The organism is Allobosea sp. P2_B12 (assembly GCF_056404835.1).
In genome coordinates this window covers 146,444-170,616 of sequence record NZ_JBFUDG010000007.1, presented here as the reverse complement: position 1 = coordinate 170,616, position 24,173 = coordinate 146,444, and the positions used below count along the sequence as shown (strand labels likewise).

General features: G+C 66.8%; 23 protein-coding genes. 2 read left to right on the top strand and 21 right to left on the bottom strand.

The annotated features are described in order from the left end of the window. Nucleotides 1–65: 65 nt before the first annotated feature. On the bottom strand, nt 66–1,253 hold the full coding sequence (locus tag AC1DYU_RS18105; protein WP_158485444.1) for an extracellular solute-binding protein: 1,188 nt from the start codon (nt 1,251–1,253) through the stop codon (nt 66–68). A gap of 159 nt (nt 1,254–1,412) precedes the next feature. Between AC1DYU_RS18105 and AC1DYU_RS18100 the strand changes: the two genes are divergently transcribed. Both AC1DYU_RS18100 and uxuA read left to right on the top strand, forming a co-directional pair. Beyond that, entirely contained in the window at nt 1,413–2,108 is a 696-nt protein-coding gene (locus AC1DYU_RS18100; protein WP_158485445.1) for a GntR family transcriptional regulator, read from the top strand. Nucleotides 2,109–2,185: 77 nt separating this feature from the next. Continuing rightward, entirely contained in the window at nt 2,186–3,382 is a 1,197-nt protein-coding gene (gene uxuA / locus AC1DYU_RS18095; protein ID WP_476792837.1) for a mannonate dehydratase, read from the top strand. 480 nt (nt 3,383–3,862) lie between these two features. Here the strand turns inward: uxuA and AC1DYU_RS18090 are convergent, their stop codons facing one another. The 20 genes from AC1DYU_RS18090 to AC1DYU_RS17995 form a co-directional block, all read right to left on the bottom strand. Next, nucleotides 3,863–5,005, bottom strand: a complete 1,143-nt coding sequence (locus AC1DYU_RS18090) for an alpha-D-ribose 1-methylphosphonate 5-triphosphate diphosphatase (RefSeq protein WP_476792836.1) — start codon at nt 5,003–5,005, stop codon at nt 3,863–3,865. Between the two features lie 74 nt (nt 5,006–5,079). Then, nucleotides 5,080–6,666 (bottom strand): sulfite reductase subunit alpha, encoded by a 1,587-nt coding sequence (locus tag AC1DYU_RS18085; RefSeq protein WP_476792835.1) that lies wholly within the window; start codon nt 6,664–6,666, stop codon nt 5,080–5,082. Further along, nucleotides 6,663–8,465, bottom strand: a complete 1,803-nt coding sequence (locus AC1DYU_RS18080) for a NirA family protein (protein ID WP_476792834.1) — start codon at nt 8,463–8,465, stop codon at nt 6,663–6,665. Before AC1DYU_RS18080 ends, AC1DYU_RS18085 begins: the two co-directional genes overlap by 4 nt. 22 nt (nt 8,466–8,487) lie before the next feature. Further along, nucleotides 8,488–8,913, bottom strand: a complete 426-nt coding sequence (locus tag AC1DYU_RS18075; RefSeq protein ID WP_476792833.1) for a globin family protein — start codon at nt 8,911–8,913, stop codon at nt 8,488–8,490. An 11-nt stretch (nt 8,914–8,924) separates the two neighbouring features. Then, nucleotides 8,925–9,716, bottom strand: a complete 792-nt coding sequence (locus AC1DYU_RS18070; RefSeq protein ID WP_476792832.1) for an ABC transporter ATP-binding protein — start codon at nt 9,714–9,716, stop codon at nt 8,925–8,927. A 10-nt stretch (nt 9,717–9,726) separates the two neighbouring features. After that, nucleotides 9,727–10,635, bottom strand: a complete 909-nt coding sequence (gene ntrB / locus AC1DYU_RS18065; protein WP_158485452.1) for a nitrate ABC transporter permease — start codon at nt 10,633–10,635, stop codon at nt 9,727–9,729. Nucleotides 10,636–10,676: 41 nt separating this feature from the next. After that, nucleotides 10,677–13,382, bottom strand: a complete 2,706-nt coding sequence (locus AC1DYU_RS18060; protein WP_476792831.1) for a nitrate reductase — start codon at nt 13,380–13,382, stop codon at nt 10,677–10,679. Nucleotide 13,383: 1 nt separating this feature from the next. After that, nucleotides 13,384–14,598, bottom strand: a complete 1,215-nt coding sequence (locus AC1DYU_RS18055) for an NAD(P)/FAD-dependent oxidoreductase (RefSeq protein ID WP_476792830.1) — start codon at nt 14,596–14,598, stop codon at nt 13,384–13,386. Nucleotides 14,599–14,602: 4 nt separating this feature from the next. After that, nucleotides 14,603–15,937: a CmpA/NrtA family ABC transporter substrate-binding protein gene (locus tag AC1DYU_RS18050; protein WP_158485454.1), complete on the bottom strand. Its 1,335-nt coding sequence runs from the start codon at nt 15,935–15,937 to the stop codon at nt 14,603–14,605. 307 nt (nt 15,938–16,244) lie between these two features. After that, nucleotides 16,245–17,291 (bottom strand): CmpA/NrtA family ABC transporter substrate-binding protein, encoded by a 1,047-nt coding sequence (locus AC1DYU_RS18045; protein ID WP_476792829.1) that lies wholly within the window; start codon nt 17,289–17,291, stop codon nt 16,245–16,247. Nucleotides 17,292–17,304: 13 nt separating this feature from the next. Next, entirely contained in the window at nt 17,305–17,889 is a 585-nt protein-coding gene (locus AC1DYU_RS18040; protein ID WP_476792828.1) for an ANTAR domain-containing response regulator, read from the bottom strand. A 70-nt stretch (nt 17,890–17,959) separates the two neighbouring features. Continuing rightward, nucleotides 17,960–18,541, bottom strand: coding sequence for a HupE/UreJ family protein (locus tag AC1DYU_RS18035; RefSeq protein WP_476792827.1), 582 nt, complete (start codon nt 18,539–18,541; stop codon nt 17,960–17,962). A 22-nt stretch (nt 18,542–18,563) separates the two neighbouring features. Further along, on the bottom strand, nt 18,564–19,196 hold the full coding sequence (ureG, locus tag AC1DYU_RS18030; protein ID WP_158485457.1) for an urease accessory protein UreG: 633 nt from the start codon (nt 19,194–19,196) through the stop codon (nt 18,564–18,566). Nucleotides 19,197–19,280: 84 nt separating this feature from the next. Next, a complete protein-coding gene (locus tag AC1DYU_RS18025; protein WP_476792826.1) occupies nt 19,281–19,955 on the bottom strand; it encodes an urease accessory protein UreF in 675 nt (224 codons plus the stop codon). 9 nt (nt 19,956–19,964) lie between these two features. Next, nucleotides 19,965–20,672 (bottom strand): urease accessory protein UreE, encoded by a 708-nt coding sequence (locus AC1DYU_RS18020; RefSeq protein WP_476792825.1) that lies wholly within the window; start codon nt 20,670–20,672, stop codon nt 19,965–19,967. 25 nt (nt 20,673–20,697) lie between these two features. Then, a complete protein-coding gene (locus AC1DYU_RS18015) occupies nt 20,698–21,006 on the bottom strand; it encodes a putative quinol monooxygenase (protein ID WP_476792824.1) in 309 nt (102 codons plus the stop codon). 88 nt (nt 21,007–21,094) lie between these two features. Beyond that, the gene (locus AC1DYU_RS18010) at nt 21,095–21,352 is read right to left on the bottom strand and encodes a hypothetical protein (protein WP_476792823.1); all 258 of its coding nucleotides are present in this window, start codon (nt 21,350–21,352) and stop codon (nt 21,095–21,097) included. 83 nt (nt 21,353–21,435) lie between these two features. After that, nucleotides 21,436–23,172 carry an urease subunit alpha gene (ureC, locus tag AC1DYU_RS18005; RefSeq protein ID WP_476792822.1) on the bottom strand — a complete coding sequence of 579 codons (1,737 nt, stop codon included), beginning with the start codon at nt 23,170–23,172 and terminating at the stop codon, nt 21,436–21,438. 53 nt (nt 23,173–23,225) lie between these two features. Beyond that, complete coding sequence (locus AC1DYU_RS18000) at nt 23,226–23,846, bottom strand: urease subunit gamma (RefSeq protein ID WP_476792821.1); 621 nt, start codon at nt 23,844–23,846, stop codon at nt 23,226–23,228. Then, entirely contained in the window at nt 23,843–24,172 is a 330-nt protein-coding gene (locus AC1DYU_RS17995) for a hypothetical protein (RefSeq protein WP_476792820.1), read from the bottom strand. The genes AC1DYU_RS18000 and AC1DYU_RS17995 overlap by 4 nt, the downstream gene beginning before the upstream one ends. Nucleotide 24,173: the final 1 nt, after the last annotated feature.

Here is a 24,173-nt window from a genome sequence, read left to right as displayed (position 1 = left end):
CGGGCCGCCGCCGGTCGTTTCACTCGCGCCAGCCTATTGGCGCATCTCACTCGTGTAGCGCTTGATCACTTGCGCTTGGCGCCGCCGACCTGCTCGTCCCAGATGCGGAAGGCGACGACCATCTTGTCGGGGTCGAGCGGCGTCTGGAGCGGGTTGTCGGCGATCAGCTTCTCGTATTCGGGCCGGCCGAATTCCTTGATCGCCGCCTGACTTTCCGCCGGCGCCATCTCGAGCGTGACGCCCTTCACGGCCGGACCCGGATAGAAATAGCCCTCGTCATAGGTGTAGGCTTGCTGCTCCTTGGTCAGGAGGAAGTTCATCAGGTCGACCAGGACCGCGAGTTTCTCGTCCGAGACGCCCTTGGGGATGCACATGTAATGCGCGTCCGTGACCCAATGGAAGCCCTTCAGCGCGGCGATCTTGGCCTCCTTCGGCACGACGCCGAGGACACGCGGGTTGATGTCCCAGCCGGTCGTCGTCACGGTCATGTCACGCGAGCCGTCGCCGAGTTCCTTCATCACCGCGCCGGTGCCGCCGGGATAGTATTCGATGTTCTCGCCGAGCGCCTTGAGATAGGCCCAGGTCTTGTCCCAGCCCTTGACCGGGTCCTTGGGATCGGAATCGCCCAGCAGATAGGGCAGGCCCATCATCCAGGTGCGGCCGGGGCCGGAGTTGGCCGGGCGCGGATAGATGAACCGGTCCTTGTTCTGGCGCGTCCAGTCGAGCAGCTCCTGGGCGGTCGTCGGGACCGTCTTGACCTTGGCCGGCATGTATTCGAGCAGCGGGCCGGAGGGGTAGTACGTGACGACGACACCCTGCCCGCTGGCGAGCGCCTGCATCTTGGCCGCGCCTTCGAGATAGATCTCGTCGAGCTTGGGCAGGCTGGAGGCGAGTTGCGGCAGCAGCGGCACCCAGAGCTTCTGGTCGACGCCGGCCGAGAGCGCATCCGTCCCCGTCAGCACCATGTCGATATCGACGCGGCCGGCTTCCTGCTGCGCCTTGATCTTGCCGGGCAGCTCGGGCGACGGCGCCTTGGTGAAGACGATGCGCGAGACCAGATTGGGCTTGGCCTTGCGGTAGTTCTCGATCGCCTTCTGCGTCAGCGCGAGATTGCCGGCGACATCGACGATCGACAGGACGACCGGGGATGTCGGCAGCTTGAGCTGGGCGAAGGCCGAGGGGACATGCGCGGCGCCCGCGAGGCCAGCGACGCCGCCGATGAATGCACGCCGATTGATTCTGCTCTGGACCATGACTTCTCCTCCGATGATGCGGATTTTCCGCTTTGTTTTTGTTGATCGAGCCACCGGCTCCCTATCAGGATGCCGTCTCAACAGGTCCGTGACTCGCGCCGATTGACGCAGCCCCGGATTAGTCGGTATCCTAGTATACTAGTCGACCAGAGCTTGGCAATGGCCCTTCCCGCGACACGACAGAGCACCGAACAGATCCACCGCCTGTTGCGAGGAGACATCCTCGCGGCGGTGTTGCGCCCTGGCGAGGCGATGTCGGAGGCGCGCATGGCGGTGCGTTTCGGCGTCAGCCGCACGCCGGTGCGCGAGGCCTTCAAGCGCCTCGTCGAGGAAGGCTTCCTGATGGTGGTGCCGCAGGTCGGCACCTTCGTCGCGCCGATCGACCTTGCTGCAGTCCATGACAGCCAGTTCGTTCGCGAGACGCTGGAATGCCGCACGGTCGCGCTCGCCGCCCGCCATGCCGACGATGCCGGCAAGGCGGCGCTGGAACAGAATGTGCGCGAGCAGGAGCGCGATCTCGCGATCGGCGACAGAACCAGTTTCTTTCGTCATGACGAGGCCTTCCATGCCGAACTCGCAAAGCTCGCCGGCCATCCGTCGGTGTGGAGCCTGATCGAAGGCGTCAAGGCGCAGCTCGACCGCGTCCGCTGCCTGTCGCTCGAAAGCGCGGCCTGGCCCAACATGATCCTCACGCAGCACCGCGAGATCATGCATTGCGTGGTCACAGGCGACGAGGTCGGCGCGGAAGCGGCGATGCGCGCGCATCTGCGCACCGTCTTCGACGCCATCGAGACCATCGCGCGCGACCAGGTCGATGCCTTCGCCGGCAGCGCCACCCCTGCCCGGCTCGACTGACGGCCGGGCTACACCCAGAACAAGAAACCAAGAGGATACGCGACCATGACCCATGCTCTCAACGGACGGGCCTTCTGATGGAACAGAGCTGGCGCTGGTTTGGCCCCGACGACGTGGTGACACTTGCCCAGGCGCGGCAGGCGGGTGCGCGCGGCATCGTCAACGCGCTCCATCAAATTCCCTATGGCGTGGTCTGGAGCGTCGCGGAGATCGAGGCGCGCAAGGCGATCATCGCGGCCGATCCGAGCCTGGGCTTACGCTGGAACGTGGTCGAGAGCCTGCCGCTGCACGAGACCATCAAGATCGGCGAAGGCGATCTCGAGCCGGTGTTCGAGAACTACCGGCAGTCGCTGCGCAATCTCGCCGCCTGCGGGCTCGAGGTGGTCTGCTACAACTTCATGCCCGTGCTGGACTGGACGCGCACCGAACTCGCCTTCCCCCTGCCCGGCGGCGGCACGGCGCTACGCTTCAACATCCACGAATATGTCGCCTTCGACCATTTCATGCTGCGGCGTCCCGGCGCGGCGGACGGGCATTCGGCCGATGTGATGGACCGCGCCAAGGCCTGGTTCGAGCGCTCCTCGGAGGCCGACCGCGACCGGCTGCTCGCCAACATCATGGCGGGGCTGCCGGGCGCCTATGACCGCTACGACGTGCCGGGCCTGAAGCGCATGCTGGAGCGCTATCGCGGCATGAGCCATGACGCCCTGCGGGCCAATCTCAAGCGCTTTCTGGAGGCGATCATCCCCACAGCCGAGGAGGTCGGGATCCGGATGTGCATCCACCCCGACGACCCGCCGCGCCCGCTCTTCGGCCTGCCGCGGATTTGCTCGGACAAGGACGACATCGCCTTCATCATGGACGCGGTCGATCGCCCGGCGAACGGCCTGACCCTGTGCTCGGGCTCGCTCGGCGCCAATCCGAAGAACGACGTGCCGGGAATCGCGCGGCGCTTCGCCGATCGGATCTGGTTCGCGCATCTGCGCAACGTCGCCAAGGACGCCGACGGCTCCTTCATGGAGGCCGAGCATCTCGGCGGCGATACCGACATGATCGCGCTGGTCGAGGCACTGCTGGCCGAGGAGCAGCGCCGCAAGGCTCAAGGCCTGGCCCATTGGCAGATCCCGATGCGGCCGGACCACGGCCACGCTTTGCTCGACGATGTCGGCAAGGGCTCATTCCCAGGCTATCCGGCGGTCGGGCGCCTGCGCGGGCTGGCAGAGCTGCGCGGGGTGATGACGGCGCTGGCGAGCGTGAAGGGCTACGACGCCTGAAGCGCCAAGCTCAGGAGACGACGTAGCCGGAGTCTCGAAGAATCTGGTATTCGTAGCGACGATTCCACTCATAAAGCCACTCGTTACCGCGCCCGTGCCGGTGCAGCATTAGCGCTTCCCGCAATGCTGCACCTCTGGGCCGCGTGATCTTCATGACGTGGAAATAGAGCGTACGCCGCTGCCTAGCTATGGCACGCCGCACTCCCTCATTGTGGCATTTCGCGCTCAAACAGTATGTCTCGATGCGCTTTATCAGGAATTGACGATCAGCCATTCCGATATATTTCGGCACGAACTCACCACCGATAATGAAACCGATTTCATAGACTCCATAATACTGCAGATCCGCAGAGTACTCGTAATACCTTGACAACCTCATCGCATCTGACCAACGCGCCATGGCTCCCCCGACCCATTCCCCCTCGTAGTGACAAGACTAGGCCGCGTGGCGGCAACGGGCAACGATCCGCGCGCGGGCGTTCAACCAAGGATGCGCTGATCGGCGAGATGGACCAGGTTCCCGCCGACGATGGTCGCGACGACACGCGGCTGCGGCCCGTCCTCCACCAGAACGAGATCGGCGCGGCGGCCCGGCACGATCTCGCCGCGATCACTGAGCCCTAGCGCGGCTGCGGGTGCCCGCGAGACCAGCCGCCAGGCATCAGCGAAGGCGGCCGAGCCGTTGCGCGCCAGGACGAACGGCGCCAGCGTCAGCGCCGGGTAGTAGTAGTCCGAGGCGAGGATGGTGCAGAGCCCGGCCCGGACCATCTCCTCGGCGCCGGGGCAGCCGAGATGCGAGCCGCCGCGCACGACATTGGGCGCGCCGAAGACGATGGCCTCGCCCGCGCCCGAAGCCTCGCGCGCCGTCTCCACATCGAGCGGGAACTCCGCCACGCCGACCCCGAGCGCGCGGTAGTCGCGGCGCATCTGCGGCGACATGTCGTCATGCGAGAGCATCGGCACACCGGCAGCGCGCGCAGCAGCCGCAATCCGGGCGATCGAGGCCGGCACCTCGCCTTCGCGGCTGAAGACCTCCCGCGCCAGCGCGATGAAGTCCGCCTCGGAGAGGCCGGTGCGCTCGACCATCTTGGCGACCTTGCCGGGGCGGACAGCCGCCTTGAAAATCCCGGGCGTGTGGTCGTTGAAGGCCAGCACGCCGATACGCCCGCTCGCCAGCCACTCGATCACCTCAGCTTCAGCGTCGAAATTGAAGGTCTCGTGGCGGAGATGGAAGCGCGTGTCGGCGCCGAGCGCGGGCTTCAGCCGCTCCAGCGCAGAGACGAGCGCGCGGGCATTGCCGGCGCCGCGCAGGCCGGGCTCCCAGGACCAGGTCACGCCATGGCAGGCGGTGGTGATGCCGCAGGCGAGCATCGCCCTGTCGGCATCGCGCAGCGCGATCTCGATATCGAAGGAGACGCCCGGACGCGGCATGATGTGCCGCTCGAAGGCGTCGCCATGGATATCGACGATGCCGGGCAGGACGAGCAGGCCGGTGGCGTCGAGATGGAGCGCGTTTGCGGGAGCCGGGCCGTCGAGCGCGGCGATGGTCGCGCCATTGCTGGTGAGATCGGCAGGCTCAAGTTCGGCGGTCAAAACCTTGCCGCCGGTGATATGCAGAGTCACGCCTGTCTCCGTCGCCGTTCAAACCGTGGCGGTTGGCGTGATATCATGACGGGGGGATGACGGAAGCAGATGTCTTAGTAGACATCCGCTTGATAGCGCCCTGCCTTCTTCAGCGCGGCGACATAGGCGACGGCCTCGTCGGGCGAGCGCTTGCCGTGCTCGGCGACGACATCGACCATCGCGCGCTCGACATCCTTGGCCATGCGCTTGGCATCGCCGCAGACATAGAAATGCGCGCCCTGCTCCAGCCAGGCGAAGAGCTCGGCGCCGCGCTCGCGCATGCGGTCCTGGACGTAGATCTTTTCCGTGCCGTCGCGCGACCAGGCCAGCGTCAGGCCTGTGAGGACACCTTCCTCCTTCATCGCCGTCAGTTCGTCCTCGTAGAAGAAGTCGCTGGCGCGGCGCTGATGACCGAAGAAGAGCCAATTTTTCCCCGGCGCCTTGGTCGCCCTGCGGTCGTGCAGGAAGGCGCGGAAGGGCGCAACGCCGGTGCCCGGGCCGCACATAATCACGGGGGTCTCGGGGTTGGCCGGAAGCCCGAAGCCATGGGCGCGCTGGACATAGACCGGCACCTTGTCACCGGGCCGGACCCGCTCGGCGAGAAAGGTCGAGGCCACACCCCAGCGCGGCCGGCTGCCGATCTTGTAGCGAACCGTGTCGACCGTCAGCGAAATGCGGCCGGGACCGGCGTTATGCGAGGACGAGATCGAGTAGAGCCGCGGCTGCAGCGGATCGAGCGCCTCGACGAACGCCTCGGGCGAGAGTCGCGCCTGCCCGAATTTATGCAGGGTCCCGAGCACGTCGAGCCGGTCGAGATCGCCGTCTGGGTCCTCGCCCGCCGCCAGCCGCTTGGCCTTGGCGCGGGTCTCGCCGCCGGTGACATAGGAGATCAGCTGGAACAGCGCGTCGGGCGCGGGGCCGAGCGCGAGGTCGGAGATCAGCGCCTCACGCAGGTTCTTGCCGTTGACGATCGCATCCGGACGCGCGCCGAGCAGCGCGATGACGGCGTCGGCCAGGCGCGGATCGTTCTGCGCGACGATGCCGAAGGCGTCCCCGACGATGTAGTCGAGCCCGCATTCCGACAGGTCGAACTCGACATGCCAGGTCTCCTTCTCGGAGCCCTCGCCGTTGAGCTTGCGGCGCGACAGGAAGGTCGCCAGCGCCGGGTTCTCGCGGCAGCGGCCGAGCGGGCCGAGTGCTGCGGCGGGAGCGGCTTCCGCCGAAGCTGCGGCGGCGGACGTCGAGCCGCCCTCCTCCACTAGCGTCTTCAGCATGCGCAGCGTGTCCTTGCCGCCTGGCGCGCAGAGGTTCAGCCGCGGTTCCTTGCCCTCGGCGATGGCGGCGGAATAAGTCTCGCAGACATAGCCGCACTGGCCGCAATCCTGCTGCGCCATGGCGGCGAAGAGCTTGCGCGTCAGCGGCTTGCCCTCGGCGAGCTTCATGCGCTCGGGCAGTTCCATCGAGGGGTCGTGCCAGGGCGCGCCGTCGTCGGCCTGCCCCATCACGGCAGCGTTCTCGGCCGGCGACAGCGCGGTGACGCCGGCATTGTCGAGCGAGAGGAGGCCTGCGAAGAAGCCGTTCAGCCAGGAGCGCTGCTCGTCGCTGAAGGGCGCGGTCTCGGGCAGGACCTGGACGATCGGATTTGCGGTCTGAACGGTCATGCCGCCTCCCCCGTCTCTGCGACCAGCGCCTGCAGCGCCGCGATCTCGTGACGGCGGGCGAAGGCGACGAAGCTCTCGTCGGGCGCGGCGCGGTGGGTCTGCCAGGTCCGCAGGATCGCCTCGACCAGCGCCGGTGCCTCCTCCGCCTTCACATCGGTGCGGAATTCGCGGCCCATGCCGCCCTCGACGCCAAAGCCGCCGCCGACGAAGACATGGTAGCCGGGCACCGTGTCGCCCTCCTCGCTCACCGGCACCTTGGCGCCGATCAGGCCGAGATCGCCGATATAGTGCTGGGCGCAGGAGTTGTGGCAGCCGGTCAGGTGGATGTTGACGGCGGTGTCCAGCGTGATGCGCGGCTCGCAATGGGCGGCGATGGCGAGCGCATCCTCCTTGGTATGGGCGGCGGCAAATTTGCAGCCGGTGGCGCCGGTGCAGGCGATCAACCCGGCGCGCAGGATCGAGGTCTCGGCGGACAGGCCGATCGCCTGAAGATTGGCGACGACGTCCTCGACCTTGTCGTCCGGCACGCCGGAGATCAGCAGGTTCTGCCAGACGGTCAGGCGGATATCACCGTCTCCGCATTCGTTCGAGATGGACGCGATCACGCGCATCTGCTGGACGGTCAGCTTGCCGACCGGAAGGGCCACGCCGACCCAGTTCAGGCCCGGCTGGAACTGGGGATGCACGCCGATATGCGCGAGCCGATCATAGACCGGACGCGGCCTGACGAAGGCCGTATCGAGCCGGACCAGCCTGCGGCCGAGCTTCTCCTCGACGGCAGCCAGGAATGTCTCGAAGCCCCAGGCATCCAGCACGTATTTCAGCCGCGACTTTGCGCGATCGGTGCGGTTTCCGCTGGCGGTGAAGACGCGGACGATGGCATCGGCGACCGCGACGGCGTCCGATGGCGCGACGATGACGCCGGTGTCGCGGGCGAGGTCCTTGTGGCCGGTGATGCCGCCGAGCGCCAGGCGATACCAGATGCCGGGCTCGACCGGCTGGCCGTCGAAGGTCGCGCCTTCCATGACGTCGATCGCCTGGAAGCCGATGTCGTTGGTGTCCTCCAGCGTCGCGATCGAGCCCGCGCCGTCGAAGGCGACGTTGAACTTGCGCGGCAGGCCGTAGAGCGAGCGATCGTTGAGGATGTGGTGGTGCCAGGCGCGGGCATGGGGCCGCGTGTCGAGGAGTTCATAGGGATCGATGCCGGCGGTCGCCGAGCCGGTGACGTTGCGGATGTTGTCGGCGCCGGAGCCCTTGGCGGTCAGACCGAGATCGGCGAGCCCTTCGAGCAGCAGTGGAGCATTCTCGGCGGGGATCTCGCGAACCTGCAGATTGGCGCGGGTGGTGACATGAGCGTAGGGGCCGCAGAGCTTTTCCGCGAGATCGGCGACGCCGGCGAACTGCCACGCCTTCAGGATGCCGTTGGGGATCCGCAGCCGGCACATATAGCTGTTCTGCGCCGGGGCCACATAGAACAAGCCGTGATAGCGCCAGCGGAAATTGTCCTCGGGCTTGGGATAGAGGCCGGCATTGGCCTGGTCCTTGAAGCGGGCATAGGCATCGAACGGATGTTCGGCCGCCTTCCACTTCTCCTGGTCGACGAGCTTGCCGCCAGCAGCGACGGTTTTCGCCTGCGCTTCCAGATGCTCCCTGTCGGGGCCCGAAGGCGCCGTGCCGGCGCCGGCGCCGCCGCCGGTGCCGCCAAGCGGAGCCAGCCCGCGCGCGGTGCGGGCCGACTGCATGCCGGACATGAAGCCTTCGAGATAACGCTTCTGGTCGGGGGTGAAGTCTTCGCTCATCGTGGTCTTGCTTCCCTGCGGATCAGGAGGCCGCAGCGGGGCTGGCTTCGGCCGCCGCGATCATGGCGCCCGACAGGGTGGTGTAGGCCTGCGCCCAGCCATCCTTGACCTCGGGCGTGAAGGCCTCGCCGAGGCCCTGTTCCAGCGTCCAGAGCAGGGCCGCGCCGACAGGCGCGTAATGGGCGGCGGTGACGCCGTAACTGACATGCTTCCTCGCCAGCGCGTTTACCGCCGGCATCAGCGCCGGCAGATTGTCGAGGCCGTTCACCACGACAGCCAGCGTCGTCATGAGCTTGCGGCCCTGCTCGGTCATGTCCGCCTTGAACAGGCCACGGACCTCGGGCGCGATCTCGAAGAGGCGCCCATAGAACAGGGCGGCGGCCGGCTCGGCGATGGGCGCGACCTTGGCAAAGCTGGAGCGCACCTGGGCGATCTGATCGGGCGTCATGACCATTCCCCTCAGGCTGCTTCGACGAAGCGGTGGCGCTCGTAGAGGAACTTCAGCACCGCCTCGCGCGCGGCGATGTAGGTCCGGTCGGAGACGAGATCGAGCCGCTTGCGCGGGCGGTCGAGCCGAACGTCGAGCACCTCGCCGATGCGGGCGGAGGGACCGTTGGTCATCATCACGATGCGGTCCGAGAGCAGCACGGCCTCGTCGACGTCATGGGTGATCATGATCATCGTGTTTCCGAGCGCGGCATGGATTTGCATGATCGAATCCTGCAGATGCGCGCGGGTCAGTGCGTCGAGCGCGCCGAAGGGCTCGTCGAGCAGCAGGATCTTGGGCTCCATCGAGAGGCCGCGCGCGATGCCGACGCGCTGCTTCATGCCGCCGGAGATTTCGGCCGGGCGCTTGTCCTTGGCGTGAGCCATCTGGACGAGGTCGAGATTGTGCATGATCCAGTCATGCCGCTCGGCCTTCGACCTGCGGCCGCCAAAGACCTTGTTCACGGCGAGCGCAACATTGTCGTAGACGGTGAGCCAGGGCAGCAGCGAGTGGTTCTGGAAGACCACGGCGCGCTCCGGACCGGGGTCCTTGACCTCGCGACCCTCGAGCAGGACGGCGCCCGCGCTGATCGGCGTCAGTCCCGCGATGATGTTGAGCAGGGTCGACTTGCCGCAGCCGGAATGGCCGATCACCGAGACATATTCGCCCTTCTCGATGACGAGGTTGATGTCCTTCAGGACCTCGGTCGAGGCCGCGCCGCGCTGGAAGGTTTTGTCGACGTGATCGATTTTGAGATAGCTCATCGCATCCTCCTCAGTTGGTCAGGGTGCCGCGGGTGACGATGGTGCCAATGAGCGCAACGAGGCGGTCGAGCACGAAGCCGACGACGCCGATGTAGACGAGCGCCACGATGATGTCGGACAGGCGCGAGGAGTTCCAAGCGTCCCAGATGAAGAAGCCGATGCCGACGCCGCCGGTCAGCATTTCGGCCGCGACGATGGCGAGCCAGGACAGGCCGACGCCGATGCGCAGGCCGGTGAAGATGTAGGGCGCGGCCGAAGGCACCATGATCTTGAAGAAGAACTCGATCTGGTTGAGCCGCAGCACCTGCGCGACATTGCGATAGTCCTGCGGGATGTTGCGGATGCCGACTGCCGTGTTGATGATCACCGGCCAGATCGCGGTGATGAAGATCACGAAGATCGCCGAGGGCTGGCTGTCGCGGAACGCCGCCAGCGAGAGCGGCAGCCAGGCCAGCGGCGGCACCGTGCGCAGCACCTGAAACACCGGATCGAGGCCCCGCATCGCCCAGACCGACTGGCCGACGAGCGCGCCGAGCAGCACGCCGACGATCGCCGCCAGGCTGAAGCCGATGGCGACGCGCTGGAGCGAGACGAGGATGCGCCAGCCGAGCCCGATATCCTGCGAGCCGTTCCAGAAGAACGGTTCGGTGATCAAATCCTTCGCCTCGGCCCAGATCTTGGTCGGCGTCGGCAGCGAGGATTGCGGTCCATGCGCGGCGAGCTGCCAGAACAGCAGAATCAGCGCGACCGTGATCATCGGCGGCACGATGTTGACGAGAAGCGAGGTCAGCCAGGGCGCGAGGCGCGCGGACAATGGCTTGCTCGCCGCTGCCGGAAGCGAGACGACGCCTGGATTGCCCCCCGGCAGCGCGACGACTTTCGCTCCCGCCGGCACTTCCTTCAAGACAGCCCGACCCATGCCGGTTCTCCTCTGGTTGATGCGTTTGAATGCGTTGATGGTCATGCCGCCACCGGGCTGCGTGACTGCGCGCCGATCCGGCGGATTTCAGGCAGACATGAGCCGCAATTGGTTCCGGCCCTGAGCTGACTGCCGATGTCCTCGGGCGTCGCCGCGCCGCCCGCGAAAGCAGCGCGGATCGCGTTCAGCCCGACGCCGAAGCAGGCGCAGACGGTCGGACCCGGATCGGCGGCGCCATCGAGGCTGCGGCCGGCAAGCAAGGCGAGCCGGTTCTCCGGCATGGCACCGGCATCGGCGAAGGCGAGCTTGACCGTGTCCCAGAGCGGCGCGCGGCCGGCGGGGGCAACGAAAAGCGCAGCCACCAGCGCGCCGTCCCTGATCACGGCGCAGCGATAGACGCCGCCCTCGCTGTCGATCATCTCGGTCAGGCCGTCCTCGCCGAAGGCGGCGCGGACGCTTTCCATCAGTTCGGCCGAGGTCGCGTTGGTGGCGAAGAGACGGCCCTCGCCGCCCTCGACCGCGAGCTTCGACCACCAGCTGCCCTCGGGCAGGGCAAAGCCGTCGCGCGACAGTACGAAGCCCTGCGAGGCGTAGGCCACGGGCGCGATCGAAGACGGTGTCGCCTTCATCTCGGGCTGGCCGGAAAACGGGTCGCAGGCCGGCTGGACGGCCGCACCGATGCGGGCATGCGAAGCGGTCTCGCCCGACCAGTGGATCGGCGCGAAGAGCGAGCCCGGCTGAACGCCTGCGTCGAGCCCGACCTTGAGCACGACCGCGCCGAAGGCATTGGCGATGCGAGCGAAACCGCCCTCGATCAGGCCGAAGCGCACTGCATCGGCTGGGTGGACATGGACGCAGGGCTCGGAGACATGGGCACTGAGGCGCGGGCTGAGGCCCGTGCGCGTCATCGTGTGCCAATGATCGCGGACGCGGCCGGTGTTGAGCAGCAGCGGCAAGGCCTCGCTCGTCGCGGACGCAAGCGCCGGCACCGCCAGCGGCACCATCCCGGCGCGGCCGTCGCCGGTGAAGAAGCCGCCCTGCGCGAAGAGGCGCTGCGTGCCGAGCGGCTGGCCGACTGGCACCGGCCATTGCACCGGCTTCAGCGCGTCATAGGCCCGCTTCGGCAGCGTCGCATGGGCGCCGATGTCGAAATCGCGCGTGCCGGCATTCTCGAAGGCCGAGAGCGCCGCATGCTCGGCATAGATCTCGTCGGGGCCTGCGTAAGGGAAGGCCGCGCCGAAGCCGAGACGCTTCGCCACCTCGCAGATGATCCACCAATCCGGCCTGACCTCGCCGGGCAGGGCCAGGAAGGCGCGCTGGCGCGAGATCCGGCGCTCGGAATTGGTGACGGTGCCCTCCTTCTCGCCCCAGGCTGCGGCAGGCAGGATGATGTGCGGCTTGGCCGAGAGCGTGTCGTTGGAGAGCACGTTTTCTGAGACGACGAAGAGATCGAGCCCCGCCATCGCCGCGCGGACATGGTCGGCGCGGGGCAGCGAAACGGCCGGATTGGTCGCCATCACCCAAAGCGCCTTGATACGCCCCTCGGCGACCGCATCCAGCATGGCGACGGCCTTGAGGCCCTCATGACGCGCCATGTTCGGCGCCTGCCAGAAGCGCCCGACACGGTCGATCTCAGCCGGCGAATAACCCATATGGGCGGCCAGCATGTTGGCGAGGCCGCCGACCTCGCGCCCGCCCATGGCGTTGGGCTGGCCGGTCAGGGAGAACGGCCCGCCGCCGGGACGGCCGATGCGACCGGTGGCGAGATGGCAGTGCAGGATCGCGGCGACCTTGTCGGTGCCCTGCGCAGACTGGTTGACGCCCTGGCTCCAGGCCGTGACGACGGCCGGCGTCGCGCCCCATAATTCGTAAAAGCTGGTGATCGCGACAGGGGTCAGTCCCGTCCGCTCGGCCACGCTTGCGATCGTCGGGGCGAGCTGGCGGGCATTCGCGAGCGCGTCCTGGTAGCCGGAGACATGGCGGGCGAGATAGGTGCCGTCGGTCAGGCCATTGGCGGCTAGATGCACGAGCAGGCCCGCGAACAGCACCGAATCCGAGCCGGGCTTGATGACCAGCATCATGTCGGCATCTTCCGCCGTCGCGGTGATGCGCGGGTCGATGACGACGATGCGGGCGCCGCGCTCGGTGCGGTTCTGCTGCATGCGACGGAACAGGACCGGGTGGCACCAGGCCGTGTTGGAGCCAACGAGCACGATCAGGTCGGCGCAATCGAGATCCTCGTAATTGCCCGGCACGGTGTCGGAGCCGAGCACGCGCTTGTGGCCGGCGACCGTCGAGGACATGCAGAGCCGCGAATTGGTGTCGACATGCGGCGAGCCGATGAAGCCCTTCATCAGCTTGTTGGCGACGTAATAGTCCTCGGTCAGAAGCTGACCCGAGAGGTAGAAGGCGACCGCCTCGGGGCCGTCGCGGGCGATGATGCGCGTCAGGCCCTCGGCCACGGCGTCGAGCGCGACGTCCCAGCTCACCCGGTCATAGCCGCCGGCATCGTTGCGCCGCAGCGGATGCAGCACGCGCGAGCCCAGCCCCAGCGTCTCGCCCAGCGCCGAGCCCTTGGAGCAGAGCCGGCCGAGATTGGCGGGGTGCGCCGGATCACCAACAACCGTCACGACGCCGTTCTCACCCGGAGTCACGAGGACGCCGCAGCCGACGCCGCAATAGGGGCAGGTCGTGCGGATCGCGCCATCCGGCATGCCGGGGCCGGGGAGGTTCGCATCGCTGCGCATCTCAGGCCGCCTCCCTGACGCAATAGGGTTCGCCGAAGGGCAGGTCGGCGCGGATGGCCGAGATGTCCTGCCCGGAGCGGATCAGGCCGAGATAGAATAGAGCGCCTTGGGTATCGCCGACGAGGACGCAGCCGGCGAGCCTGCCTTCGCGCAACACGAATTTGCGGTAGATTCCACTGAGGCGGTCGCGCAGCACGAGCGTCTGCGCCCCATCGCCCGCCTCGAATTCGCCGGCCGAGAACACGCCGACGCCGCTGACCTTGAGATTGGTCGCGAGCAGCGAGCCTTCATAGGCGGCAGACTTGCCTGCCAGCCGCGTCGCCAGCACGCGCGCCTGCTCATAGGCCGGCTCGACCAGCCCGTAGACGCTGCCGCGATGCTCGGCGCATTCGCCGATGGCGAAGATGCTGTCGTCGTCGCTGGCCATGCCGTCATCGACGACGATGCCGCGGTTGACGCCGACCCCCGCCGCCCTGGCGAGGTCGACATTGGGGCGCACGCCGATGGCGATGACGACGAGATCGGCCGGGATCACCTCCCCGTCCGAGAGCTCGACGCCTTCGACGCGGTCCGTGCCGACGAAGCCCTTGGTGGCAGCGCCAAGACGAACGCTGATGCCGCGCGCGGTGATGGCCGAGGCCAGCAAGGCGGCGCCCTCGGCATCGAGCTGCCGTTCCATCAACCGGTCGACGAGATGCAGCAGCGTCACCTGGCCGCCGGCCTTGGAGAGGCCATAGGCGGCTTCGAGCCCGAGCAGGCCGCCGCCGATGACGACGATCTTCGCTCCGCGGCCGGCATAGGCCCGCATCATCCCGACATCGGCGGTATCGCGGAAGGTCGCGACGCCCGGCAGGTCGCCGCCCGGAAAGGGCGGCTTCAGCGGCTTGGAGCCTGTCGCCAGGACGAGCTTGCCATAGGGCAGGCTCAGGCCGCCTTCGAGCGTCACGCTCTTTGCTGCCCGGTCGATGCCGGAGACAGCGCGGCCATAGAGTGTCGAAACGCCGCGCGCCTTCCACCAGGCGGCTGGCTTCAGCTCGATGTCGGGCTCGGTGATCTCGCCCGCCAGCAGGGGCGAGAGCAGCACCCGGTTATAGGCCAGGCGGCTTTCCGCCCCGATCACCGCGATGGAATAGCGGCCGAGCGCGCGCTGGCTGAGTTCGTCAACCAGCCGCGTCGCGGCCATGCCCTTCCCGACGATGATCAGGGGCTCGGCCATTGGATCAGGCGATCCGCTTGATCTTGAGGGCCTTGAGGTAGTCCATCGGCGCCGCCGGATCGAACTTCACGCCGTCGAAGAAGGTCTCGACGCCGCGCGAGTCGGCCGTTGGAGCGCCGGCCACGCCCAGCGTCTTGGCGGCTTCCCGCCAGAGATCGGCGCGGTTGGTCTTGTCGACGAGAGCCTTGATGTCGATCGTCGGCTCGAACTTGCCCCAGCGGATGTTCTCGGTGACGAACCAGGTGTCGAGGCTCTTCCAGGGATAGGAGGACGAGCCGCCCTCGCCCCAGAACTTCATCTGGAGATTGGTGCCCTTCACCTCGCGGCCATTGCCGTAGTTGATGTCGCCCAGCAGGCGCTTGTTGATGTCGGTGACTGGAACGTTGAACCACTGGCGCTTGCCGACGATCTCGGCGAGTTCCTGACGGTTCTCACGCTTGTCGGCCCAGATCTGGGCTTCCATGACGGCCATCAGGATAGCCTGCGTCGCCTTGGGATTGGCGTCGACGAAATCGGCGCGCATGCCGAGGATCTTCTCGGGGTGGCGCGACCAGAGCTCGCCGGTGGTCAGCGCGGTGTAGCCTATGTTCTGGTTGACGAGCTGCTCATTCCAGGGCTCGCCGACGCAGAAGCAGTCCATGGTGCCGACCTTCATATTCGCCACCATCTGCGGCGGCGGCACGGTGATGACCTTGATGTCGGTGTCGGGGTCGATGCCGCCGGCGGCGAGCCAGTAGCGAATCCAGAGATCATGGGTGCCGCCCGGGAAGGTCATCGCGGCGGTGAGTTCCTTGCCGGCGGCCTTCTTGCGCTCAAAAGCCTGCTTCAGCGGCGAGGAATCCTTCTGGACGTTGAGGTCCTTGTATTCGTTGGAGACCGAGATCGCCTGGCCGTCCTCGTTCAGGTTGAGCAGCGTGTACATCGGCAGCGGCTGGCCGTTCTGCATCACCTTGCCGGTCGCGTAGAGATGCGTCTTCGGGCGCAGGATGTGGCCGCCATCGATGCCATTGGCCTTGAAGCCAAGCGCCATGTTGTCACGCGTGGCGCCCCAGGAGGCCTGCTTGGCAATGTCCATGTCGGGCAGGCCGTATTTGGCGTAGAGGCCCTTTTCCTTGGCGATGATCAGAGGGGCGGCATCGGTCAGGGCGATGTAGCCGAGCCGCGTGCCCTTGACCTCGGGGCCGGCGGCCTGTGCGAAGGCGCCCGACGGCAGCGCGAGTTTGGCAGCGCTCAGCAGGGCGGCGGCGCCCGAGAGCTTGAGCAACTGGCGACGGCCAGCGTCGATGGCCCTGTCGTCGATGGCAATGGCTTTAGGCTTGGTGCCGACTGTCTTGGTCATCGATTGCCTCTCGCTGTGGAAGTGAATGCCCGCCAACCGCCGAACACGAAAAACGCCGCGCGAAATGCGCCTGAAGGCACGTTTCGACAGCGGCGTTGCTGTGCATTCCGGTTCGGAGGATGACGCGGGCAGCGTTGGCCGCGTTGCAGCATTCCCTACAAGGATCGTGCCAATCCCGCTGACTTCACGAGAAATCTGGAATTACAATAAGTTAGCTTATGAGAGCTGCACGGAGCAGCAATGCGCACACTTATCCCGCGCCGCACAAAACGAACGCATTTGCATAAGTAATTCGCAAACTAGCCCATCAGTCGATGGCGCCCGGAAAATAGGCAGGACGAAAAACCGCCCTTGCCTGCTCGCTCATCTCGGGCGTGCGGACGATCTGTCCGGCGCTTTCCATCCCGGCCAGAATCCAGTCGGCATGGGCCGGCTCCGGCCGCAGCGCGGCACGGTCGAAGCGGATGAAGCGCTCGACCTGGCGGGGCGGCCGGCCGGCGCCCTGGAGAAGGCTGAAGCGCAGCGTCGGTTCCAGGATTTCGACGGGCAGGGCCAGCCGGTCGGGCGCCGAGAGATGTTTGGCGAAGCGGGGGATGTTGGCCGGGTCGCAGGCCCAATCGCTCGCGCGCAGGATCGCGGCGGTGAGCTTGCGGACGGCGGAGGGGCGGCGCTCGATGTCATCCGCCTGCCAGGCGAGGACCTTCTCGGGGCAGTTGCGGCGCAGATCGGTGCCGGTGTGGACCATGGCGCCGACACCGGCGGCAACCGCCGCCGCGTTCCACGGAGCGCCGGCGCAAAAGCCGTCGACGCGCCCGCTGGTCAGGGCCTCGACCGTCTGCGGCGGCGGCACGACCTCGAAGCGGATGTCCGTACCAAGGACCAGCCCGGCCTTGGCCAGCCATTCGCAGAGCAGATAGGTGTGGCTGGAGAAACCGAAGACGGCGGAGAATGTCAGCGGCGGCAGGCCCGACGCCTTGCGCCGCGCGACCATGGCCGCGAGCGCGCGGGCCGAGACCGTCGTGTCGACCATGTCGCCATCGGCCAGCCGCGCCAGCTCCTCATAGCGACGAAGCGAGACAGTGATCGCCGCACCGTCGAGATTGAGCGCCAGCGGCACGGCCATCGGCGCCTTGACCCCGCCGACGCCGAGCGTCGCGGCGACGGCAGCCGGCCCCAGCATATGCGCGGCATCGAACAGGCGAACATTCAGCTTGTCGCGCAGATTGGACCAGGAGACCTCGCGTACCAGTTCGAGATTGAGCCCCTCGGCCTCGGCGAAGCCTTCGTCCTTCGCGAGCACGACCAGCGCGCAATCGATCAGCGGCATAAAGCCGACACGCAGGTGCAGGGTCATGTGAGCACCTTGGTCATTTGAGCACCTCGGCGGCGGTGATGATCGAGCGCGCGATGTCGATGAGCTTGCGCTTGTCGTTCATCGCCGTGCGCCGCAGCAGGGCATAGGCCTCGTCCTCCGACAGGTTCTTCATGCGCATGACGATGCCCTTGGCGCGGTCGACCAGCTTGCGCTCCTCGAGCTGGGAACGGGCCTCGTCGAGTTCCTCGCGCAGTTTGCGAAAGGCGTTGAAGCGGCTGATGCAGGTCTGAAGGATCGGCTGCATGCGCTCCTTCTTCAGCCCATCGACGATATAGGCGGAGACGCCGGCCTCGACCGCCGCCTCGATCGAGGCCGAATCCGACTGGTCTACAAACATCGTGATCGGCCGTTTCACATGGCGGCTGACCAGGAACATGTCGGCGAGCGCATCGCGGCTGGGGTCTTCCAGATCGATGACCACGACATCGGGATCATGCGTCTCGATCGCCGCGATAAGCCCATGCGTCACGCCGATGCGGACGAGGTCGGTGAAGCCAGCCTCGCGCAGGCCCTCGTCAATGATGGCCGCGCGCACCGGATTGGCATCGACGATCAGGATTTTCAGATCGGGCCTCATGATCCCCGGTGGAGCAGCGAGCCCTCAGGCTCGCCCGCCTGCCACGCGGCTGCTTCGGCGAGACTTAGTCCTAACTGGCGAGAATGGCGACGCCGGCCAGCGCCAGCCCGCCGCCCGCGACCCGCGCCAGCAGCGGTGCGCGCTGCGCCAGGGCACCAGCCGCAGCCAAGCCCGCGCCATGCAGCGCCACCGTCGCCAGCACGAAGCCGGCGGCATAGCTGAAGGCACCGGCGCCATCGGGCAGCTCGGCGCCATGGGCATGGCCGTGGAAGATCGCGAAGATGGCGCAGGCGGCAGCCCCCGCAGCCAGAGGCGGGGTCGCCTTGAGCGCGATCGCGAGGCCAAGCACGATGACCGAGACGGCGATGCCGATTTCGACGCCGGGCAGTTGCGCACCCGACATGCCCCAAAGGCCGGCAACGACCATCATCGCTACAAAGGCGAGCGGATAGGCCAGGCGCGCCGTGCCGCCGACCAGCCCGGCCCAAAGGCCGACAGCAACCATGGCCAGCACATGGTCCAGGCCCAACAACGGATGCAGCAGGCCAGCCTGGAAACCGTGCACGGCACCGACGCCGGTATGAGCCAGCGCAGGCCCGGCCATGCCCGCGACCAGCAGAGTCACACCCATCCGCTTCACAACCGCCTGCATGGTCATCTCCCGTCCTTGCCCGTCACGCTGCTGGAGCAGCTCTCAACCCGCCGGCCGTCTCGATGAAATCCATCACCGCGTCGACGCCCTCGCCGGCCTTTGTATTGGTGAAGACGAAGGGGCGCTTGCCGCGCATCGTCCTCGAATCGCGGTCCATGACTGCAAGATCCGCGCCGACATGGGGGGCGAGATCGGTCTTGTTGATGACCAGCAGATCGGAGCGCGTGATGCCCGGGCCGCCCTTGCGCGGAATCTTCTCGCCGGCCGCGACATCGATGACGTAGATCGTCAGATCGGCGAGCTCGGGCGAGAAGGTGGCGGCGAGATTGTCGCCGCCGGATTCGATCAGGATCATGTCGAGGTTCGGGAACTTGCCCCGCATCTCCTCGACGGCGGCGAGGTTGATCGAGCAGTCCTCGCGGATGGCGGTATGGGGGCAGCCGCCGGTCTCGACACCCATGATGCGCTCCTGCGGCAGCGCGCCGGCGACCGTCAGCAGCCGCGCATCCTCCTTGGTGTAGATGTCGTTGGTGATGGCGCAGATGTCGTAGGTGCCGCGCATGCGCTTGCAGAGCACCTCCATCAACGCGGTCTTGCCGGAGCCGACGGGACCGCCGATGCCGACTCGGAGCGGGCCATGGGGAGAGCGCGACATGATCAGAATCCCTTGAGCAATCGCCAGCCTAGCCGGCCGCGACGGCATGACAAAGCGGCGAATGCGGCAGGCCGGCCATCGCCGTCATGAGCGGAACAGCCGCGAATACTGGGTCTCGTGACGCAGCGAGGCGATGTCGGAGCGCAGCGTGCAACTGCCGAGATCGTCGAGCGTGGCGGAGCCGGCGGCTTCCGCCGCCTTGTGCAACGCCGGCACCAGACCAGCCGTGATCTTCTGCCCGTCCGTCTGGCCGACGATGCCGAGCCGAACGGAGGCCGAGACCAGATTGGCGACGAAGGCCAGGCCGTAAGCCTCCAGCGATGCCGGCCGCGGCAGGGCATGGCCGGCACTGGCGACAGCGACGGCGACCGGATAGGCGACGTCGCCGCCCCAGACGGCCTTGAGGCGTTCGATCGCGGCGCAGGGCCAGGCCGCACGCAGCGCCGCGACGAAGGCGTTGCCCTGCGTCACAGTCTCAAGGCGCCGCTCGGCGGAGTTCGCGAGCGCGAGCGCGAGTTCCGCGATCTCGATCAGCGCGGCCTCGTCATCGTCCTCGATCGCGCGGGCCGTGCAGGCGAAGAGGATCAGGTCGTTGCGCAGCGAGCCATGGCCGACGAGCGCGTCGAGCCAGTCGCGCAGGGTTGCGGCATCATGCAGGTCGCCGCTTTCGAAGGCCCATTCCAGGCCATGCGAATAGGCGAAGGCGCCGACCGGGAAGGACGGCGACAGCCAGACCATCAGGGGCAGATGGGCCGCCATGGCAGGCGCTCAATGATCGTGCGTATGGCCCTTATGGCCGTGCTCGGCGCCATGCTTGTGGCCGTGGTCGTGATGTGCGTGATCATGCCCGCAGCCGCAGGCATCGCCATGGGCATGCGCATGGGTCTCGGCCTGTGCGTGCGCGTGGTCGCCATGCGCATGCGCCTCAGCATGGCCGTGAGCATGCGAGCCATGATCGTGACCGTGATCATGGCCATGACCGGCGTGGTCGTGAGGCGCGTGGCTTGCGTGATCGTGGCTGGGATGGTCGCAATTGGCGTGGTCGTGGTCATAGGCGCCGCGCTCGGGCTGGAACGGCCTGTTCACGGCGTTCATCGCGCAACCCTGCCCGCGCACCATCTCGGCCAGGACATGGTCGTTCTCGATGTAGATCGCGTCCGCGGTGATCTCGGCCGGGGTATGGCGGTTGCCGATGTGCCAGGCCACCCGCATCAGCCGCAGCGGGTTCTCGGCGCGGATTTCGAGCAGGCTCTGGGGCGCGGCCTTGATCAGTACGAGCCGGCCATCCTCCAGCTTGACGGCGTCGCCGTCACCGAGCGCGGTCGCCTTGTCGAGATCGAGCAGGATGCCGAGCCCGCCATCGGCCGTCAGGGCGAGGCGGCGACGGTTGCGATCGTCATGGTCGAGCGTCAGCGTATCGACGACGCGGTCTGGCCTGACGGCGGCCTTGCGAACGACGGAGGTGGCGCGAAGCATGATGAAACGTCCGTGACAGAATGGATCAGAGGCGGTCGATCGACCGCGGTTCGACCACTTCGACCACCGGAGGCGCCGTGACGCAAGCCCTCGCCGTCTCCAGAAACGCTACCACATGCGGCGAGCGCATGTGGTGATCGATATCGGCGCGCGTCTCCCAGCTTTCGCAGGAGACAAAGCGACCGGGCTGGGTGACGCTTTCATGGATGTCATAGGCGAGGCAGCCTTGCTCGCGCCGGGTTGCTTCAATGCAGTCTGCGGCGGCTGCGACAAAAAGCTCCCGCGCGTCGGGACGAACCTCGACACGGGCGATGACGATGAAGGGTTCTGACACGATAAAATTAATCCGAGACGCAATGTGTCTTGGTTACGGATCCGGCCTCGCTGTGGATGCAGTCGATGGCTCAAAATGTATCAGGACTTCAGCGGTCCCGTGTCCGATCCGGCAAGGCGTCGACCGCTTCATCCGCGCCCTGATCACGCTTGAGCACGCCCTCGCGCAACACCTTCGTCGCCGCCTCGGCTTTCTTGTTGGAAGAGGTTTTTAGCGGAGCCGTTTCGGGCGTCGCCGTCAGCCCGACATCGTCCGGCTTTCTGGCGTCATTGCGGGCGCTGGCGGCGAAAGTGGCGAGCGCTTCGGGTTGCCGGCCCTTCGGATCGGCGGCATTCTCATTGGCCATGGCGAGCCTCCCTGTTCTGGCAGGGGAGGAACGTCCACTCGGCCCGGCTGTTCCGTGCCGTTGGGGCTCGGCGCGGACTGGGCTCAGAACAGGAAGTAGCGCTGCGCCAGCGGCAGTTCCTTCGCCGGTTCGCAGACCAGCAGTTCCCCATCCGCTACGACCGCATAGGTCTCGGGGTCGATCTGGATGTCGGGCGTGGCGTCGTTGTGGATCATGCTCTTCTTGGAGATGCCGCCGCGGGTGTTCTCGACCGCGACCATCTCCTTGTCGGTGCCGAGCCGCTTCTGAAGTCCGTTGGCGATCGCCGCCTGCGAGACGAAGACCAGCGAGGTCGAGGTCACCGCCTTGCCGAAGGCGCCGAACATCGGGCGGTAATGCACCGGCTGCGGCGTCGGGATCGAGGCGTTGGGGTCGCCCATGGGAGCCGCCGCGATCATGCCGCCCTTGATCACCATGTCGGGCTTGGTGGCGAAGAAGGCCGGCGACCACATCACCAAATCGGCGAGCTTGCCGATCTCGACCGAGCCGATATGGCGCGAGATGCCATGTGAGATCGCCGGGTTGATCGTGTATTTCGCGACATAGCGCTTGGCCCGGAAGTTGTCGGCGCCGGTGCCGACATCCTGCGCCAATGCCCCACGCTGGACCTTCATCTTGTGCGCGGTCTGCCAGGTGCGGGTGATGACCTCGCCGATGCGGCCCATCGCCTGCGAATCCGACGACATCATCGAGAGCGCGCCGAGATCATGCAGGATGTCCTCGGCGGCGATCGTCTCCTTGCGGATGCGGCTCTCGGCGAAGGCGAGATCCTCCGGGATCGACGGCGACAGGTGATGGCAGACCATCAGCATGTCGAGATGCTCGTCGAGCGTGTTGACCGTGAAGGGCCGCGTCGGGTTGGTCGATGAGGGCAGGACGTTGGGCAGGCCGGCGACCTTCATGATGTCGGGCGCGTGGCCGCCGCCGGCGCCTTCGGTATGGAAGGCGTGGATCGTGCGGCCCTTGAAGGCCGCGATCGTATCCTCGACGAAGCCGGACTCGTTGAGTGTATCGGTGTGGATCATCACCTGGACGTCGTAGTCGTCAGCGACCGAGAGGCAGTTGTCGATCGCGGCCGGCGTCGTGCCCCAGTCCTCGTGCAGCTTGAGCGCGCATGCGCCCGCCTCGACCATCTCGATCAGAGCGCCGGGCAATGCGGCATTGCCCTTGCCGGCGAAGGCGAGGTTCATCGGAAAGGCGTCGGCGGCCTTGATCATCTGGCCGAGATGCCAGGGGCCGGGCGTGCAGGTCGTCGCCAGCGTGCCATGGGCGGGGCCGGTGCCACCGCCGAGCATGGTGGTCAGCCCGCTCATCAGCGCATCCTCGATCTGCTGCGGGCAGATGTAGTGGATGTGGCTGTCGAAGCCGCCGGCGGTGATGATCTTGCCTTCGCCGGCGATGACCTCGGTGCCGGGGCCGACGATGATCGTCTCGTGGGGATCGAAATTGCCGAAGCCGGCCTGGATATCGGGGTTGCCGGCCTTGCCGATGGCGCAGATGCGCCCTGCCCTGATGCCGATATCGGCTTTGACGATGCCCCAATGGTCGAGGATCAGCGCATTGGTGATGACGGTGTCGACCGCGCCGTCGGCGTTGGTGACCTGGCTCTGGCCCATGCCGTCGCGGATGACCTTGCCGCCGCCGAACTTCACCTCCTCGCCATAGGTGGTGAAATCCTTCTCGACCATGATGACGAGTTCGGTGTCGCCGAGGCGCACGGTGTCGCCGGTGGTGGGGCCAAACATCGCGGCATAGGCATTGCGCGGGAAATTGAAGGGCATCGTGTCATCTCCTCGAGGCGGATCGGGGCATGCGGCAGTTCAGAGCCAAGAGCTCAGAGCTTCCCCATCACCTCTTGCCTGAACCCGTAAACCTCGCGCTTGCCGGCGAGTGCGACCAGCCTGACCTCGCGGGTCTGGCCGGGCTCGAAGCGAACCGCCGTCCCGGCGGGGATGTCGAGGCGAAAGCCCCTCGCCTTGTCGCGCTCGAAGGCGAGCGCGGGGTTGGCCTCGTAGAAATGATAGTGCGAGCCGATCTGGATCGGCCGGTCGCCGGTGTTGGCCACCGTCAGGGTCAGGCTTTCGCGGCCCTCGTTCATGATCAGGTCGCCCGGCAGCGTGGTGACCTGGCCGGGCTTCATCGCATCGGCCGCGCCGCGGATCGGCTCGTGCACGGTGACGAGTTTGGTGCCGTCGGGAAAAGTCGCCTCGACCTGGACGTCGTGGATCAACGCGGCGATGCCGTCCATGACTTGGTCGGCCGTAACGACATGGGCTCCGGCCTGCATCAGATCGGCGACCGATCTGCCGTCGCGCGCGCCCTCGACGACGAAGTCGGTGATGAGCGCGACGGCCTCGGGGTAGTTGAGCTTGACGCCGCGCTCCAGTCGTCTGCGGGCCACCATGGCTGCCATGGAGACGAGCAGCTTGTCCTTTTCGCGCGGCGTCAGATTCATGCCTTGACCTTCTCTTCGTCCCCGGAGGTCTCGTCTTCGGAGACCTCGTCCTCGTCCTCGCCGTCTTCCTCTTCGCCGTCTTCGTCGTCTTCGTCTTCGGCGCCGAAATCGGCATATTCATAGGCGAAGACGATCTCGCCCGTCGCCGGATCGAAGGCGCTGGAGGTCGAATCCTCGAAAGCCTCGATCAGCATTTCCGCATCGTCGGGTCCATCAACGTCGAAGCGGCGCACCGCCTCCTCGCCTTCGCCGCTGAGCGCGAGTTCGATCGCCCAGCCCCGCGCGCCGGTGTCATAGATGCATTTCAGACCCTGGATCGCCAGCATG